Here is a 17,607-nt window from a genome sequence, read left to right as displayed (position 1 = left end):
TTTTTCATGGCCTCGCCCTCGCTGTCGTTGGCTTCTATAAGAATGCCACCGTGGCGCACAGACGCCTCGGCTTGGGCGAGTCCATTCAATTACAAAGTGTGCGTGCAGCCGGCCCTTAGGCCGTCGCTTCTACCATTTGCTTTTCAGGTTGCTGCCAGGATTCGCTGGCGGTCTGGTCCATGGCTTCCTGGATCGCCCGTTTACGGGTGGCTTCGGCGCGGCGGCTGAAGAACCAGACCATGAAGGTCACGATCGATACGGCGAGCAGAATCAGACTGGCCACGGCGTTGATCTCAGGCTTCACGCCCAGACGCACCGCCGAGAACACTTCCATCGGCAGGGTCGTCGAGCCCGGGCCGGACACGAAGCTCGCCAGCACCAGGTCATCCAGCGACAGGGCAAACGACATCATGCCGCCGGCCGCCAGTGACGGCGCGATCATCGGAATGGTGATCAGGAAAAACACCTTGAACGGCTTCGCCCCGAGGTCCATGGCGGCTTCTTCGATGGACAAGTCCAGCTCACGCAAGCGCGCCGAAACCACCACCGCCACATACGCCGCGCAGAAGGTGGTGTGGGCGATCCAGATCGTCACCAACCCACGTTCTTGCGGCCAGCCAATCAACTGCGCCATGGCCACGAACAGCAGCAACAGCGACAGACCGGTGATCACTTCCGGCATCACCAGCGGCGCCGTCACCAAACCACCGAACAGCGTGCGGCCCTTGAAGCGCGTGACGCGAGTCAGCACAAACGCCGCCAACGTCCCCAGCGCCACCGCGGCAATCGCGGTGTAGCAGGCGATTTCCAGCGAACGCACCACCGACCCCATCAGTTGCGAGTTATCGGCCAGGCCGACGTACCACTTCACTGACCAGCCGCCCCACACCGTCACCAGTTTCGAGGCGTTGAACGAGTAGATCACCAGAATCAACATCGGCAGGTAGATAAACGACAGGCCGAAAATCAACATGAACTTTGAAAATCCGAAGCGTTTCATCCCCGTGCCTCCATCTCTTTGGCCTGGCTGCGGTTGAACAGCAGAATTGGCACAATCAGGATCAACAGCATCACCACCGCCAGGGCAGACGCCACCGGCCAGTCGCGGTTATTGAAGAACTCTTGCCACAGCACGCGACCGATCATCAGGGTCTCCGGGCCGCCCAACAGTTCCGGAATCACGAACTCACCGACCACGGGAATGAACACCAGCATGCAACCGGCGATGATTCCGTTCTTGGCCAGCGGCACGGTGATTTTCCAGAAGTTATTGAAGTTGCTCGACCCCAGGTCCGACGCGGCTTCCAGCAGGCTGCCGTCGTGCTTGACCAGGTTGGCGTACAGCGGCAGCACCATGAACGGCAGATACGCATACACCACGCCGATATACACAGCGGTGTTGGTGTTGAGGATCTCGATCGGATGGTCAGTCAACCCGATCCACATCAGGAACGCGTTGAGCAAACCGTTGTTGCTGAGAATGCCCATCCACGCATAAACGCGAATCAGGATCGCCGTCCAGGTCGGCATCATGATCAGCAACAGCAGGACGTTTTGCGTTTCCTTGCTCGCCTTGGTGATCGCGTAGGCCATCGGGAAACCGATCACCAGGCACATCAGCGTGCTTAAAAACGCGACCTTCAACGAGCCGAAGTAGGCCGAGATGTACAACTCATCCTGAGTCAGCAGCGAGTAGTTGCCGAGGTTCAGCAGCAGCTGGAATTTCTGCTCGGCGAAGGTGTAGATCTCTGAGTAAGGAGGAATGGCCAGGGCCGCTTCCGAGAAGCTGATCTTCATCACCAGGAAGAACGGCAGCATGAAGAACAGGAACAGCCACAGGAAAGGAACCCCGATGACGAGCTTTCGACCACTCGGCATCAGCCGCATAAACTGCTGATTGAGTGTTTTCATGAGCGCAGTACCACGCCGCTGTCGTCTTCCCACCACACGTAGACTTTATCGTCCCAGGTCGGACGTGAACCACGGCGTTCGGCGTTGGCCATGAACGACTGCACAACCTTGCCGCCAGGCAGTTCCACGTAAAACACCGAGTGACCGCCGAGGTAGGCGATGTCATGCACCTTGCCGCTGGACCAGTTGTAGCGGGTATCCGGTTGGGTGGTGCTGACCAGCAGTTTTTCCGGGCGGATGGCGTAGGTGATCGATTTGTCCTGCACCGAGGTGCTGACGCCGTGACCGACGTAAATCTTCTGCTCCAGGTCCGGGCTGTGAATGATCGCGTGCCCCTCAAGGTCTTCCACAACGGTGCCGTCGAAGGCGTTCACGTTGCCGATGAATTCGCAGACCATGCGGCTGACCGGCGCTTCATAAATGTCCACCGGGCTGCCGATCTGCGCGATCCAGCCGAGGTGCATGATCGCGATGCGTTGGGCCATGGTCATGGCCTCTTCCTGGTCGTGGGTCACCATCACGCAGGTCACGCCGACGCGCTCGATGATCTCGACAAGCTCAAGCTGCATTTGCGAACGCAGCTTTTTATCCAGCGCGCCCATCGGTTCGTCGAGCAGCAACAGCTTCGGACGCTTGGCCAGGGAACGAGCCAAGGCCACACGCTGACGCTGACCGCCGGACAACTGATGCGGTTTACGCTTGGCGTATTGGGTCATGTGCACCAGCCGCAGCATCTCTTCAACGCGGGCGTCGATTTCGCTGGCAGACAGACGATCCTGCTTCAGGCCGAAGGCGATGTTCTGCGCCACCGTCATGTGCGGGAACAGCGCGTAGGACTGGAACATCATGTTGATCGGCCGTTCGTACGGCGGCATGTCGGTGATGTCGACACCGTCGAGCAGAATCCGCCCTTCGGTCGGGCGCTCGAAGCCTGCGAGCATGCGCAGCAGGGTCGATTTGCCGGAACCGGAACCGCCGAGCAGGGCGAAGATTTCCCCTTGATGGATCTCAAGCGAGACATCGTCCACCGCGGTGGTTTCGTCGAATTTCTTGGTGACGCGGTCGATTTTCACCAGCACCTTTTTCGGTGACTGGTGACCTTCAAGAGCCTTCCTGTAGATGCTGGAGGCGTTTGCCATGTGAAACTCCCAACAGGTTTCAGTCGTCGGGCCAACGCGGCCTGACTTAATAGTTGATTGCAAGCCAGCACTGAGCGGGCTTATTCGGCGCCGCCGTCCTGGCTGCCTGGTAGTACTTGTTGTTATTGCAGTGTGTTGTTGTCGTGAAGGACCGGCGCGCAAAGGCACGTCCGCCTGACTCACGGGGGCAGTAAATTGATTAATCGAGTGTCAAGTCAGCGCTTGTTACGCAGCGCGGCCCGTCGCCGGCACGCGTCGCCAAACGCCTGGAAAATACTCAAGTAGGGCGGATTCGACAGAACCTGCCATTCCGGATGCCATTGCACGCCAACGGCGAAGGTCGGGCTGTGTTCCACCGAGATCGCCTCGATCAAACCGTCCGGCGCAATTGCTTCGGCGCGCAGTCCGGGCGCCAGTCGGTCGATGCCCTGGCTGTGAATCGAATTGACCTGGAACACCTGCGGCAAATCCAGCGCCTCGAACACACCGCCCGGTTGCATGTTGACCGCATGCGCCGGTGCGTATTGCACCGCCAGGTCCGGATGATTCGCTTCCCGGTGATCCAGCATGCCCGGGAGTTCGTGGACCTTCTGATGCAGGCTGCCCCCGAACGCCACGTTCATTTCCTGAAAGCCCCGGCAGATGCCGAGCACCGGAACGCCCGCCGCAATGGCCGCACGTAATAAGGGAAGGGTGGTGGCGTCCCGTTGCGGATCGTGATCCGTGCCGGGGGCGCTGTCGGGGCCTTGATAGTGGAAGGGTTCCACATTCGAGGGCGAGCCGGTCAGCAGCAGACCGTCGAGCTGCGCGAGCAGGTCATCGATTTCGGTCAGATCGCCTAAAGAAGGAATGACAACCGGCAGCCCCAAAGCCGCGACGCTGACAGCACGCAAGTACTTGTCGCCGCTGACATGGTAGGGGTGCAGGCCAATCTGTTTGACGCACGCAGTAACGCCGATCAATGGCTTGAATGCCATTTTTATCACCTCGAAGTTTCACACTTGAACGAGCTTTTCCGGAGCTTAGCCTTGTTGATTTTAATTAACAACTCTCATGTAAAAAATTCTAAACGCCGTACGTCCGATCTTCAGGGTCTACGCGGTGTGCAAGACTGATTTGGCACTCTCGTGCCCAAGAAAGGCCCGAAAATAAAGGTTGAGAGGTCAAGTGTTCGCTATTGACTTCACTTTGCCGTTCGGGTTGACTGGGCTCGCAACAAGGTAGTGAACATAATAATTAACAGCTAATAGGTGCATCATGTCGGTCCCTCTGCGTACCGTTCAACTCAACGAAGCAAACGCATTCCTTAAGAAATATCCTGAGGTTTTGTACGTCGACCTTCTGATTGCGGATATGAACGGTGTGGTGCGCGGCAAGCGCATCGAGCGCACCAGTCTTCATAAGGTTTACGAAAAAGGCATTAACCTCCCGGCGTCTCTGTTTGCCCTGGACATCAACGGTTCTACGGTGGAAAGCACCGGCCTGGGTCTGGACATCGGCGACTCAGACCGAATCTGCTTCCCCATCCCGGATACGCTCAGCATCGAGCCCTGGCAGAAGCGCCCGACCGCGCAACTGTTAATGACCATGCACGAACTCGAAGGCCAGCCGTTCTTCGCCGACCCTCGCGAAGTGTTGCGTCAGGTCGTGAGCAAGTTCGATGACATGGGCCTGACCATCTGCGCCGCGTTCGAACTCGAGTTCTACCTGATCGACCAGGACAACGTGAACGGTCGTCCGCAATCGCCACGCTCGCCGGTCTCCGGCAAACGTCCGATGTCGACCCAGGTGTATTTGATCGACGACCTCGACGAATACGTCGATTGCCTGCAAGACATCCTCGAAGGCGCGAAAGAGCAGGGCATCCCTGCTGACGCCATCGTCAAGGAAAGCGCCCCGGCGCAATTCGAAGTGAACCTGCATCACGTCAACGACCCGATCAAGGCCTGCGACTACGCGGTGTTGCTCAAGCGTCTGGTGAAAAACATCGCCTACGACCACGAGATGGACACCACGTTTATGGCCAAGCCGTATCCGGGCCAGGCAGGCAACGGTTTGCACGTGCACATTTCGATTCTCGACAAAGAAGGCAACAACATCTTTGCCAGCGAGGATCCCGAGCAGAACGCCGCGCTGCGACACGCGATCGGCGGTGTGCTCGAGACCCTGCCGGCGCAGATGGCGTTCCTCTGCCCGAACGTCAACTCGTACCGTCGTTTCGGCGCGCAGTTCTACGTACCGAACTCGCCGAGCTGGGGCATCGACAACCGTACTGTTGCGGTACGTGTGCCGACTGGTTCGCCGGACTCCGTGCGCATCGAGCACCGTGTAGCGGGCGCCGATGCCAACCCGTACTTGCTGATGGCGTCGGTCCTGGCCGGTATTCACCACGGCCTGACCAACGAAATCGAGCCGGGCGCACCGGTCGAAGGCAACAGCTACGAGCAGAACGAGCAGAGCCTGCCGAACAACCTGCGCGATGCACTGCGCGAACTGGACGACAGCGAAGTCATGGCCCGTTACATCGACCCGATGTACATCGACGTGTTCGTGGCGTGCAAGGAAAGCGAGCTGGCTGAGTTCGAGAACTCCATCTCGGACCTTGAGTACAACTGGTATCTGCACACCGTCTAAAACGACAACCCCGATCAACTGTAGGAGTGAGCCTGCTCGCGATAGCGGTGTGTCATACAACACCAATGTTGACTGTGCCGCCGCCATCGCGAGCAGGCTCGCTCCTACAGGGGGCTGCATTTCAACGCTCTGGTTGAGCGGCATTCAGTCCCACTACTTATTCCCCCGCGTCGAGTCACAACCATGACAAACACTCGCAGCGACTGGGAGCAACGCTTCCAGTCCTTATCATTAGAAGGCCGCGCATTCATCGACGGCCAATACTGCCCGGCACTCAGCGGCGACACCTTTGAATGCATGAGCCCGGTCGACGGTCGTTTCCTGGCCAACGTCGCCAGCACCGACGAAGCCGACGCCAATGCGGCAGTCGCCGTCGCGCGCCGCACCTTCGACTCCGGCATCTGGGCCAACCTTGCTCCGGCCGAGCGCAAGCGCATCCTGATTCGCTTCGCCGACCTGATCCTGGCCAACCAGGAAGAACTCGCCCTGCTCGAAACCCTCGACATGGGCAAGCCGATCAACGATTCCATGAACATCGACATTCCAGCGACCGCCAACGCGATCCGCTGGAGCGCCGAAGCCATCGACAAGATCTACGACGAAGTCGCCGCCACACCCCACGACCAACTCGGCCTCATCACCCGCGAACCTGCCGGTGTGGTCGCCGCCATAGTGCCGTGGAACTTCCCGTTGATCATGGCCAGCTGGAAGTTCGCCCCAGCCCTCGCGGCGGGCAACTCGTTCATCCTCAAACCTTCGGAAAAGTCGCCACTGACCGCGATCCGCATCGCTCAACTGGCGCTGGAAGCGGGCATCCCGAAAGGCGTGTTCAACGTCCTGCCGGGCTACGGTCACACCGTCGGCAAGGCGCTGGCGTTGCACATGGACGTCGACGTGTTGGCCTTCACCGGCTCGACCGCGATTGCCAAGCAACTGCTGATCTATTCCGGGCAAAGCAACATGAAACGCGTCTGGCTCGAAGCAGGGGGAAAGAGCCCGAACGTGGTGTTCGCCGACGCGCCGGATCTGCGCGCGGCAGCACGAGCGGCGGCCGGTGCGATTGCCTTCAACCAGGGCGAAGTCTGCACCGCCGGTTCGCGCTTGCTGGTGGAGCGTTCGATCCGCGAGCAGTTCATTCCGCTGCTGGTGGAAGCGCTGCAAGCCTGGAAACCAGGACACGCTTTGGACCCGGCAACCACCGTCGGCGCGGTCGTCGATCAGCGTCAATTGGAAAACGTGCTGCGTTACATCCAGGTCGGCAAAGACCAGGGCGCGCAACTGATCGCCGGCGGCAGCCGCACCCTCGAAGCCACCGGTGGCCTGTACGTGGAACCGGCGATTTTCGACGGCGTGACCAACGCCATGACCATCGCCCGCGAAGAAATCTTCGGCCCGGTGCTGTCGCTGATCACCTTCGACACCGAAGAAGAAGCGCTGGCGATTGCCAACGACAGCATCTTCGGCCTCGCCGCAGGCGTGTGGACCAGCAACCTGAGCAAGGCCCACACCTTCGCTCGCGGCTTGCGCGCCGGCAGCGTCTGGGTCAACCAGTACGACGGCGGCGACATGACCGCGCCGTTCGGCGGGTACAAGCAGTCGGGTAACGGTCGGGACAAATCGCTGCACGCGTTCGACAAATACACCGAACTCAAAGCGACCTGGATCAAGCTCTAACACCTCTACAACGGCGGCCGCCGGCAGGTGCCAGCGGCCATCGGAGAATTTTATGAAGCAAACACATGTAAACAGCTACTACGCCGCCACCCGCAACTTCACCGGCGACTTCCCGGTGCTCGAACAAGCGGTGGACTGCGACGTCTGCATTATCGGCGCCGGCTACACCGGTTTGTCCTCGGCCCTGTTCCTCGCCGAAGCCGGCTACAGCGTGACCGTGCTCGAAGCCGCCAAAGTCGGTTTCGGTGCCAGCGGTCGCAACGGCGGCCAACTGGTCAATTCCTACAGCCGCGACGTCGATGTCATCGAAGAACGCTACGGCGACAAAACCGCCGAAGTCCTCGGCAGCATGATTTTCGAAGGCGCCGACATCATCCGTCAGCGCATACAACACTACGACATCCAGTGCGACTACAAGCCGGGTGGCATCTTTGCCGCGATGAACAAGAAGCAACTCAAAGGCCTGGCCGAGCAGAAGAAGAGCTGGGAGCGCTACGGCAACAAGAACCTGAAAATGCTCGACACGGCCGACATCAAGCGCGAAGTGGGTTGCGACAACTACGTCGGCGGCCTGCTCGACCTGCAGGGCGGCCACATCCACCCGCTGAACCTGGCCCTCGGCGAAGCCTCGGCCATCATCGGCCTCGGCGGCAAAATCTACGAGCAATCGGCCGCGGTAGAAATCACCTACGGCGAACCGATCACCGTACGCACCGCCAAAGGCGTGGTCCGCGCCAAATACCTGCTGATCGCCGGCAACGCCTACCTGCCGCAGGGCCTCGACAACCGTGTCACGCGCAAAAGCATGCCGTGCGGTTCGCAAATCGTCGTCACCGAACCGTTGTCCGAAAAGGTTGCTCGCAGCCTGATCAAAAACAACTACTGCGTCGAAGACTGCAACTACCTGCTCGACTACTACCGCCTCACTGCCGACAACCGCTTGCTGTACGGCGGCGGCGTGGTCTACGGCGCCCGTGAACCGGACGACATCGAACAACTGATCAAGCCGAAAATCCTCAAGACCTTCCCGCAACTGAAGGACGTGAAAATCGACTACCGCTGGACCGGCAACTTCCTGCTGACCATGTCACGCATGCCGCAATTCGGCCGCATCGAGAAAAACGCCTACTACATGCAAGGCTACAGCGGCCACGGCGTCACCTGCTCGCACCTGGCCGGCAAACTCATCTCGGAAATGATCCGCGGCGACGCCGAACGCTTCGATGCCTTCGCTTCGCTACCGCACATGCCGATGATCGGCGGCCGCACCTTCCAGGCCCCCCTCACCGCCATGGGCGCCGCGTACTACGCGCTGCGTGACCGTTTCGGCATCTAACCCCAACGCAAAACCCTGTGGGAGCGAGCTTGCTCGCGATGAGGCCCTATCAGCCACCATGGATGCTGACTGACACACCCCCATCGCGAGCAAGCTCACTCCCACAGGTTGGTCCCGGTCGATCACAGATTTTGTGGTCGCCACAGATCCCCTGTAGGAGCGAGCCTGCTCGCGATGAGGCCATACCAGTCACTATCAATCCCAACTGACACACAGCAATCGCACCTACACTTTTCACAGCCAAACCACCCGACTTCAGGACAAAACAACCTTTTTACCCAACCATTTATCGAACCTGCTGAGCAACACCACCAAACGTGATTTAATACCCGCCTTTCAAATTTCCGGGACAGGGAAGCGGTGTTTTTCGCGGCCAAAAGTCGCCCGCCATCCACCCCCATAACCCTTAAGTATTCTTCGCATAAGGCTGTCATGGACACGGGCTCACGACTCAAATTAGTACGCGAAAGCTACAAACTCTCCCAGCGCGAGCTGGCCCGGCGTAGCGGCGTCACCAATGCCACCATCTCCCTGATCGAACAAAATCGCGTCAGTCCCTCCGTCAGCTCCCTCAAAAAACTGCTCGAAGGCATTCCTATGTCTTTGGCGGACTTCTTTACCTTCGACCAACCGCCCCGCGAGCATCAATACGTATTCCGCGCCAATGAACAGCCAGACCTCGGGCGTCATGGGCTGCGGTTGTTGCTGATTGGCGCATCGGTGCCGAGTCGGCAGATGCGTCTGTTGCGCGAACAGTACGCGCCGGGGGCGAGCTCGGGGGAAGAGCCGATTGTGCATTCGGAAGGGGAGGAGTGTGGGCTGGTTACGCGGGGGACGGTTGAACTGACTGTGGATGGGCAGATTAGTGTGTTGAATGCTGGGGATGGGTATTACTTTCCGACGACGTTGCCGCATCGGTTTCGGAATATTGGCCAGGATGAGGCAGAAATCATCAGCGCCAACACCCCGGCTAACTTCTAACAGTGATGAGATTCTGACATCGTTCAGCTTGATTCTCCTCGATTGATAAAAGTCCGATTTCCGTTCAGGTGTCGGACTTTTATCAATCGAGGAGACGCTCTAAAAGATTTCTATTGCCCAGCTAAAACTGCAGCTGCCCATTTTTGAAGCCTTCTTTTAATGACTTGTTTCTGGCTGATAGGGTTAAGCGAGATCTATCTTTAGTTTGTTTCATCTACAATATTATTTATTGTGATCGTATCGGCCAGCGCTTCAAATGGCAGGGACGATTCTATTCGGAAGTTCGTTATATGCGATCGCAGCTGGCTCCATCGGCAGAGCCCACCTCTACCGATGGAAGAGCGAAACCGCGACCCTGCACCAAAAAGCATCAATCCCGAGCAGATGCAGTTGTTGGGTGGGCAATGCGCGTCTGGCGCGGGTTCAGTGCAACCACACGTGGCTATGGACGAAATGGTGGCGTTGAGCTACCATCTAATGAGACACCTATCTTATTTAACGTTTTACAGCGCTTGAAGGTGGGGCTCCGGCCGAGTGCCGTAATAGTCATTGCAGTTGTTTAACTAATTTGTAATTAACAACAAGGACGTATCGTGGTCACTTCTGAAATTATAATGGTCGTGCTTAGTGCCGCCGGTTTTACTGCCGTTGGAACAGCTTTTGTTTTAAAGGTGTTCCTTGAGGCGGGAATCAAGGAATCAATCGGTGGGGTATATAAAAGGCAATTAGAAAATCATAAGTTTTTGCTAAAAAACTCTGAGAAGGTTTTCCAGTTTAAACTTGATGCCTCTAAGGCGCTCTATAAAATATTCCATGATATTGTACCTAAACGATCCCATCCTGATATGGACTGGGATGAAGCAAGCGAAGAGATCGCATTGTCTTTCACTAAGCACGAGAAGGCCTTGGATGAATTTCTTTGTGAGTATCAGTCTACCCTGTCGCCAAAAATATTGGAGCGAGTCAGAGATGCGATCAGTGCATGCTCGGATGGAAGATTTGAATACTATTGGGACTCAGTGAAGCAAGACGCCGCTTGTAATGAAACAGCCAAAGAAAAGGCCTCGGAACTATACAAGGTATTGTTTGAGGCTGTTGAGCTGTTGCGCAAAGAAGTTCATGACATGATATCTTCGCCGAATTTTAAATAGTATCGTTGCTGGTGATAAATCAAGCCGGGTCCATATAAAAAACCAAAAATCGTTTGCTTGCGTAATCAAATATTGATGGAAAGGTTGACTATGAATGTGAAGTATCTAACCCTCGCTGCACTTGTGGCTACCTGTATGAGTGGCGCTGCATTCGGTGAAATTATCTTCCCGGAAAAAGGAGGTATTATCACGAAGTCTTCTGGAAAGACTTATAAACTTGCCGTGCGGTACCGAGATAACGAAACAAAAGTCGCAACTGCGACTTTGGTGGAGGTCACCAAAGGCAGCAAGTTGACCCCAAGTCTTGGTGCTCAATACAAGTTCAATGTGGAAGGCTGTGGCAATCTGGATTTTCTACAGCCAGTTGGAAATCTCCCGGCTGTGCTGCAGTACGATGATGAGTTCGCAGCCAGTCAAGAAGCAGACTGCCCTATTTATTTTGGTGCTATGGAAAACAGCTGGATAATAAAATAACCGGTGGCATAAAGGTGACGGATTTATTTAAATAAATAGATCTGTCACCTTTTCTGTTAATCACTTAAACGGCCACGCAAATCGACGTGAAGGCTATCGAATTCCCGCCTAAGGAGTCACCATGGCAGTAAGTTTTGGCATAGCAAAAATCATCAGCGAGCATCCGAGCTACAATTATGGGCTCGCGCTACCATTTGTTATTGCTTTCTATTTACTCAATTCCACTAACACCTACACAATCCCATTCTTTGAATATGATGTCGGTGTTGATGTATCGGTAATATTGAAAATTCTCTTTGTAATGGGGTACTACGTCACATTTGTACTTTTTTTAATTTTTTCAAGTACGCTTTCGTTGTTTGTGAAAAGCTCAAAATTTCATTTGGGCTGGCCAATATTTACGGCTGTCGCATCTTTGCTAACTTTGGTATTTAAAGATGGTAATCCTTTGTTCGGCATGCTGTTTGGTCTTACGGCCATAATTTACTTAACAATTTCGAAGTTTGATGATGGGGGGCTTTCTGTTGTTTTGATTCAAGGAGTTTTTGGGCTTTTCTCGATATTTTGTTTTGTTACAGGGATACTTTGGCTAAATGGATCTTTTCTTTTTTTTGATATGGTCGCAAATTTGTTTGGGTTCGAAAGTATCGCTAAAGACTCATTCAAGATTGGAGCCTTCATGCTAATCGTTCTTGGTTATTCTATTTTTTATTCGGTTTTCAAAGCCGGTGAACTGTCGAGTGTTGCGGCGCACGACAGGACCTGATTTATCGGCAGCACGTCATTCGGCGAACTTTCGTTGCAGTAACCAGGTTATTGGGAGTCGGTTGTCCACGCGAAGGGTTGCACTTGACCCAAAGAACTCAATCGTCTGCACTAATAACAACAACTAACACCAATACCACAGGAGCACGAAATGATATCCTTTCAGGAAGCGTTAGATAGCATGTCTCAAGAAGAGACACCTTCACTTTTGCTGGCAAATGGCTTCTCTCAGGCATGGAATGCTAACATATTTAACTATGCCAACTTACTGGAGGCTGCCAGCTTCGGCGAGCGCGACAAGGTAATTAGATCGTTGTTCTCTGGCCTCAACACTTACGACTTCGAAAAAGTCATGCGACAGTTGGTGGCTGCCGAGATGGTCTGCCAAGCGTACGGTGTCGGGCAGCAGACTATCGACCAAATCAAAGAAGACCAAGAACGCCTTAAACAGTCTTTAATTACTGCCATTTCATTTACACACCCTCACGTCCCCCATGAGGTGACCGATGAGCAATATACCAGTGTTCGTAAGTTTATCTCCGGCTTTAAACAAATATTCACAGTGAATTATGATCTGCTGCTGTACTGGTCGAGAAATAAAAACGATCTACCTCCAGCTAATTACAGAACCGACGACGGCTTTCGAGCCCAGCAACGCTGGGAGGGTCGTAGCACCAATCAAGAGGTGCATTTTCTGCATGGCGGCTTACACATTTATGACGCTGGAAGCAGCATAAAAAAGCATGCGTTCACCGATGCAGGTGAATCGATTATTGAGCAGGTCAGAGCGAATCTCGAGCAAGGGAAGTTTCCCCTATTCGTCTCGGAACCGAGCCATGAAGGGAAGCTCAGCCGAATTGAGCATAACCCATACCTAAACTACTGTTTCCAGGAGTTAAGAAACCTAAAGGGAGCACTCTTCATATTTGGCCATTCTATGGATGAAAACGATAAGCATATTTTTTCCCAAATCAAAAAAAGTGACATCAGCAAAGTTTTCGTGAGCATTTACGGCGATCAAAACAGTGAAGCTAATACGATAGCAAGAGCTAATGCCCGAGCATACCTTGAACGCCCTGGACTTGAGGTGATTTTCTTTAATGCCGCAACAGCAGCCGTCTGGGCATAATCTAGTCCAAGAAGGCCAATTACTATCACAACAGCAAGTGACTGGAGCCCCACGGAGGGGCCGTGGTTTAAACCGATCCCAATCCAAGACGCTCACGTCTTAAATGATAATTTGTCACTGTAATAGCTGTTTTATAAATATATACTAATATTCCCCCAAGAATTTCTAAAGGTAAAGGCATGAACCGGATAGCCAAAGCAGTGCTTGAATGGGGGGATCCTAGCTATTTGCAAAGCGACCCATCAGCTTTCAACGATTTAAAGGGCTTCATGGTGCTTGAAGGTCTACCAAGCTCCGATGAAGCTGCTGCTCAGCTTCTAGTAGAGCTAGCCGAAAAATATCAAAAACACATTGATCATTACTGGCTTTTAACTGATCTAATGATGGACTTTAAAACAACTAGCCAGCTATATTTTTTGAACGCTGAAAAAACTAGAGAGCCAGACGCTGCCGGAAGAACTCTAGACAAAACCTCACATCTCCGGGTACATTTAATTTTGGCCGTTGTAAGCTACTCGAAACTTAAAGAAGTAATAACCTCTTATGGCAAAGAAAAGCGAGAGTTGAACGCTCCTGAGCTAGACAAGGAGCTTAATAGACTCAGGTCCTTGATAGACAGTAGCGGGATCATCAGCTATAGGAATTCCTATATAGCGCACGCCTTTGCCAAAGAGCAAGGAAGAAGCTTTGCCCTTCATTATCGACGCGGTGTGGAGCTGATCAAAAATATTCTGGCGTCATTTAATGGCAAGGAGCTAGATCAGCTTGACTTAGACGAAGATGTAGATGCTTTTTTTCTGAAGATGCACGACGAGTCGAATAGCTCATCTATAGTGAATTTAATTCACAAATTCAAAGAGCAAATTAGGTCTGTCAATCTCCATGGATATGAAATTCATCGCTGAGCTACTAATCTTGGATAGGGCGAAGGTCATATTTAATATGTTACGTCTAGTGAGGCTTGGCTAGACCCTGAGCGTGGAGAAACACACGCTTTGCGCCTGAGTGAAGAGTGCTGTTTTTACAATGCCAACGGTAGTATGTGGCAGAGCAATAAGTGTATTGGGGCGCCGCCGACTGGCAGCTTTTGGCCCAGAGTGTGTAAAAACGCTTCGTCAAAATTGAAGTGTGCGCGGCTACGTTAAATCTGAAATTTATTGGCACGTCTGCAGATGTGGACTTTGCGTAGACGCGTGATTTTCAGTCCGGTTTTGAGCACCTGTCGCGCTGAAAAACGTTTTTACACAGCCTCGGCCGAAAGCAGTCGTAGCTCCAGTGTCAGCTTCTTGCCGATTTTCGCCTGTCACAATTCTCCGAATCCAGGACCCCAGATCAAAAGCTGGAACTTCAGCACATGATCAAGTAAAAAAAACCCGCATCAACGCGGGTTTTTTTGGGTTGAAATTCGATCACTGACCTTTGGGGGTATCAAACCCACGCTGCTCAATCACCCGAAACACATCGCTTACATCCTGGATCATGATCCGGGCGATGTTGGTGACGGTGTTGATGTCGTTTTCAGCGTAGTCGGGGAGGCTGGTGCAGGCCATGAGGTTGAGGTATTTGAGGACGGCGCTGAGGCGTTCGCTGACGCAGTTGTGGAGTTCGCGGAGCGGGGCGTCGCTGTCGATGAGGAGGACGGGGTAGTCGGTGGCGAATTGGGACATGGGGGTGAAGCGGCGAGGCGGATTGTTCATGGTCATAAGTAGTTCTCTATGGAAGTAGATAGAGGCGCCACCTTTTTGCTGCGAAACAATTGGGTGGCAGTTGTACGCGGGTTCGCAGACCGAGAGATGACCGACACCCGGCAGACTCGAAAGTCTCCCACGCACAACCGCCATGAAATGAAACGCTGGCGAATTTTGCCAGAGTTCTCATTCGACGGTATTGGTCATCTCTTATTAGGGCTGCGAAACCCATCGCCAATTGTGTAAGCGACGGATCGAATATAGGCGTCCATTTTGGTGCTCACAACCGGGCTGTAGGATGCTTTTGCGGTCGTTATGACAAGGCTGAATGCCACTGTTTTCGGGCTTGTCGAGGTGATTCGGGCCGTGTGGAGTGCCTTGGGAAATGGGGTGCAGGTTTTGGGGCCGCTTCGCGACCCAACGGGGATAAATCCCCTCGCCACAAAGGGTAAATTCCTACGAGTTTTTCGGACGTCAGGTTTATAGAATTGAGTGGTCAGAAACAACAAAGCCCCGAATCTTCGGGGCTTTGTTCTTTGCGATTACGCAGTTCCAAAAGTCTTACCGCACACGCTCCAACGTCATTGTCTGGCCTGCGGTGAATGCGGGTTGTGATCGGTGTGTTTCGGTCCCGCCAGTGCCCACGCTATCAGCCCGAACAGCGGTACAAACACGATCACCACCATCCATACGAGTTTGTTGCTGGATTTGCCTTCGGCTTTTCGCACTTTGTTGATTGCCCATAACTCGATCACTACGAGAATTGCGGCGAGTACGATCCAGATGGTTTCGGTTTGCATTGGTCACCCTCCTGATAGTCATTCAGTTAGGTGGGTCGTGGTGGGCAGGGTTCATTTAATTTTGGAGGGTGGCGGGGGAGGTGTAAGCAGGGTTGCTCGCGATGGTGGCCTGTCAGGCAAATCAATATTGACTGTCAGGGCCTCATCGCGAGCAGGCTCGCTCCCACAGGGGATTGGGGGGTAGTTAGATCGAGTTGGCCAGTTTTCCGGTTGAGAGGCGGCGTTTGTAGGCGGTGTCGCGGTTGGCTAGCCAGTAGTAGAGCGGGGAGGTGATCAGCAGGCCGACTAGCCAGGACAGGTCTGCCCCATTGATGTGCTCGGAAATCGGCCCGACATACAGCGGCGTATTCATAAACGGAATCTGCACCACGATCCCGATCGCATACGCCAGCAACGCCTGCGGGTTGTACCGGCCATAGATCCCGCCATCCACCTTGAAGATCGAGCCGATGTCGTACTGTCCTTTGTGAATCGCATAGAAGTCGATCAGGTTGATCGCGGTCCACGGCACCAGTACCACGAGCAGCACCAGCACCATGTCGACGAAGTGGCCGATGAAGTTGGCGGAGGCGCCGACGGCGGCGAAGCAGCAGGCGGCGAGGACGATGATTGAGAGGACGGCGCGGCTTTTGGCGGTTGGGATCCAGCGGTAGGCGAAGGTTTGGACCAGGGTGATCAGCGACAGTACGGCGCCGTAGAGGTTGAGGGCGTTGTGGCTGATGACGCTGAGCAGGAACAGCACGAGCATCAGTGGGCCGATGGAGCCGGTGGCGAGTTTGACGGCGTCCATGGTGTCCATGCCCACGGGTGTGGCGAGGACGGCGACGGCGCCGAAGATGAACGAGAGGCTGGAGCCGAGCACGGTGCCCAGGTAAGTGGTCCAGAACGTTGCGGCCACGGGCACGTTGGCGGGCAGGTAGCGCGAGTAGTCGGAGACGTACGGTGCGAAGGCGATTTGCCAGAGTGCGGCGAGCGAGACGGTGGCGAGCCAGCCGGAGATGTTGAAGCTGCCGCGGGTGAGGAAGTCGGCGGTCTGCACGTGGGTGAAGATGTAGCCGAAGCCCAGCACGATGCCGGCGCCGAGCACCCAGGTGCCGATGCGGTTGAGCACGTGGATGAAGCGGTAGCCGATGATGCCGATGATGCCCGAACCGAGGGCGCCGATGACGATGCCGACCGGCACGGGCACGCTGTCGACCACGCCGTGCAGGGACTTGCCGGCGAGGACGATGTTGGAGGCGAAGAAGCCGATGTACATGATGCCGGCGATCAGCACCACCAGCAGTGCGCCGAGCGAGCCGAACTGGGCGCGGCTCTGGATCATTTGCGGAATGCCCATCTGCGGGCCCTGCGCCGAGTGCAGCGCCATCAGCACGCCGCCGACCAGGTGGCCAACGAGGATGGCGACGATGCCCCACACCAGGTTCAGGTGGAACATTTGCACGCCGAGGGCGCCGGTGACGATGGGCAACGGCGCGATGTTGCCGCCGAACCAGAGGGTGAACAGGTCCCTTGTCTTTCCGTGACGATCTTCGGGCGGCACGTAGCCGATGGTGTGTTTTTCGATAAGCGGGGCGGAGGTAGTTGCTGCGGTAACCATGACGGACTCCAAGGCAATTTGAGTACGTGGACGTACTTCGGTGAGCGCCACACGGGGGCGACGCTTTTCTTGTTGGAGTTGATGATGTGCGGTGGGGAGTGAGAGATAAATTAGTAAGTTTGTGGGTATAGACGCTAAAAAATGTATGTCGGTTGGGGTGGCTGTAGAGGCTGGTATTACGGCGCCCACGCGCAAACGCAAGCCCGCCGGATGGGGCTTGCCGGTCGCAAACTTGTAATTGAATGGACTCGCCCAAGCCGAGGCGTCTGTGCGCCACGGTGGCATTCTTATAGAAGCCAACGACAGCGAGGGCGAGGCCATGAAA

Annotated in this window: 16 protein-coding genes; 9 read left to right on the top strand and 7 right to left on the bottom strand. The window is 54.9% G+C overall.

Annotation, left to right across the window (positions count from 1 at the left end; genetic code table 11):
- Positions 1 to 115: 115 nt before the first annotated feature.
- From QF010_RS33835 to QF010_RS33820, 4 genes are all read right to left on the bottom strand, one after another.
- Positions 116 to 1,000: an ABC transporter permease subunit gene (locus QF010_RS33835; protein ID WP_429534827.1), complete on the bottom strand. Its 885-nt coding sequence runs from the start codon at positions 998 to 1,000 to the stop codon at positions 116 to 118.
- Positions 997 to 1,878, bottom strand: a complete 882-nt coding sequence (locus QF010_RS33830) for an ABC transporter permease subunit (protein WP_429534828.1) — start codon at positions 1,876 to 1,878, stop codon at positions 997 to 999. Before QF010_RS33830 ends, QF010_RS33835 begins: the two co-directional genes overlap by 4 nt.
- Before the next feature lie 29 nt (positions 1,879 to 1,907).
- Complete coding sequence (locus tag QF010_RS33825) at positions 1,908 to 3,050, bottom strand: ABC transporter ATP-binding protein (RefSeq protein ID WP_033056468.1); 1,143 nt, start codon at positions 3,048 to 3,050, stop codon at positions 1,908 to 1,910.
- Positions 3,051 to 3,265: 215 nt separating this feature from the next.
- On the bottom strand, positions 3,266 to 4,027 hold the full coding sequence (locus QF010_RS33820; RefSeq protein WP_429534826.1) for a gamma-glutamyl-gamma-aminobutyrate hydrolase family protein: 762 nt from the start codon (positions 4,025 to 4,027) through the stop codon (positions 3,266 to 3,268).
- A gap of 280 nt (positions 4,028 to 4,307) precedes the next feature.
- On the opposite strand from QF010_RS33820, the gene QF010_RS33815 reads away from it, so the two are divergent.
- The 9 genes from QF010_RS33815 (at position 4,308) to QF010_RS33775 (ending at position 14,099) form a co-directional block, all read left to right on the top strand.
- Positions 4,308 to 5,684 carry a glutamine synthetase family protein gene (locus QF010_RS33815; protein ID WP_033056466.1) on the top strand — a complete coding sequence of 459 codons (1,377 nt, stop codon included), beginning with the start codon at positions 4,308 to 4,310 and terminating at the stop codon, positions 5,682 to 5,684.
- 183 nt (positions 5,685 to 5,867) lie between these two features.
- On the top strand, positions 5,868 to 7,358 hold the full coding sequence (locus QF010_RS33810; RefSeq protein ID WP_429534825.1) for an aldehyde dehydrogenase: 1,491 nt from the start codon (positions 5,868 to 5,870) through the stop codon (positions 7,356 to 7,358).
- 52 nt (positions 7,359 to 7,410) lie between these two features.
- Complete coding sequence (locus QF010_RS33805) at positions 7,411 to 8,694, top strand: NAD(P)/FAD-dependent oxidoreductase (protein WP_429534824.1); 1,284 nt, start codon at positions 7,411 to 7,413, stop codon at positions 8,692 to 8,694.
- 432 nt (positions 8,695 to 9,126) lie between these two features.
- Positions 9,127 to 9,675: a cupin domain-containing protein gene (locus tag QF010_RS33800; protein WP_028623608.1), complete on the top strand. Its 549-nt coding sequence runs from the start codon at positions 9,127 to 9,129 to the stop codon at positions 9,673 to 9,675.
- A 593-nt stretch (positions 9,676 to 10,268) separates the two neighbouring features.
- Entirely contained in the window at positions 10,269 to 10,826 is a 558-nt protein-coding gene (locus tag QF010_RS33795; protein WP_429534823.1) for a hypothetical protein, read from the top strand.
- Positions 10,827 to 10,916: 90 nt separating this feature from the next.
- Positions 10,917 to 11,300 (top strand): hypothetical protein, encoded by a 384-nt coding sequence (locus QF010_RS33790; RefSeq protein ID WP_429534822.1) that lies wholly within the window; start codon positions 10,917 to 10,919, stop codon positions 11,298 to 11,300.
- A gap of 121 nt (positions 11,301 to 11,421) precedes the next feature.
- Positions 11,422 to 12,066, top strand: a complete 645-nt coding sequence (locus tag QF010_RS33785; protein ID WP_429534821.1) for a hypothetical protein — start codon at positions 11,422 to 11,424, stop codon at positions 12,064 to 12,066.
- 150 nt (positions 12,067 to 12,216) lie between these two features.
- Positions 12,217 to 13,194, top strand: a complete 978-nt coding sequence (locus tag QF010_RS33780) for a DUF4917 family protein (protein WP_429534820.1) — start codon at positions 12,217 to 12,219, stop codon at positions 13,192 to 13,194.
- Between the two features lie 179 nt (positions 13,195 to 13,373).
- Entirely contained in the window at positions 13,374 to 14,099 is a 726-nt protein-coding gene (locus tag QF010_RS33775) for a hypothetical protein (protein WP_429534819.1), read from the top strand.
- Positions 14,100 to 14,603: 504 nt separating this feature from the next.
- Here QF010_RS33775 and QF010_RS33770 read toward each other — a convergent pair.
- The 3 genes from QF010_RS33770 to QF010_RS33760 all read right to left on the bottom strand — a co-directional run bounded on the left by QF010_RS33770 (position 14,604) and on the right by QF010_RS33760 (position 17,282).
- A complete protein-coding gene (locus QF010_RS33770) occupies positions 14,604 to 14,897 on the bottom strand; it encodes a fructose-bisphosphate aldolase (protein WP_429534818.1) in 294 nt (97 codons plus the stop codon).
- Positions 14,898 to 15,463: 566 nt separating this feature from the next.
- The gene (locus tag QF010_RS33765; RefSeq protein ID WP_429534817.1) at positions 15,464 to 15,682 is read right to left on the bottom strand and encodes a PLD nuclease N-terminal domain-containing protein; all 219 of its coding nucleotides are present in this window, start codon (positions 15,680 to 15,682) and stop codon (positions 15,464 to 15,466) included.
- A gap of 184 nt (positions 15,683 to 15,866) precedes the next feature.
- Positions 15,867 to 17,282: a purine-cytosine permease family protein gene (locus QF010_RS33760; protein ID WP_046055914.1), complete on the bottom strand. Its 1,416-nt coding sequence runs from the start codon at positions 17,280 to 17,282 to the stop codon at positions 15,867 to 15,869.
- Between the last annotated feature and the right edge of the window lie 325 nt (positions 17,283 to 17,607).

Source organism: Pseudomonas silensiensis, from assembly GCF_050434865.1.
Lineage (GTDB): Bacteria > Pseudomonadota > Gammaproteobacteria > Pseudomonadales > Pseudomonadaceae > Aquipseudomonas > Aquipseudomonas fluorescens_W.
Note: the sequence above shows the minus strand (reverse complement) of the source record. Positions and strands in the feature narration are given on the sequence as shown.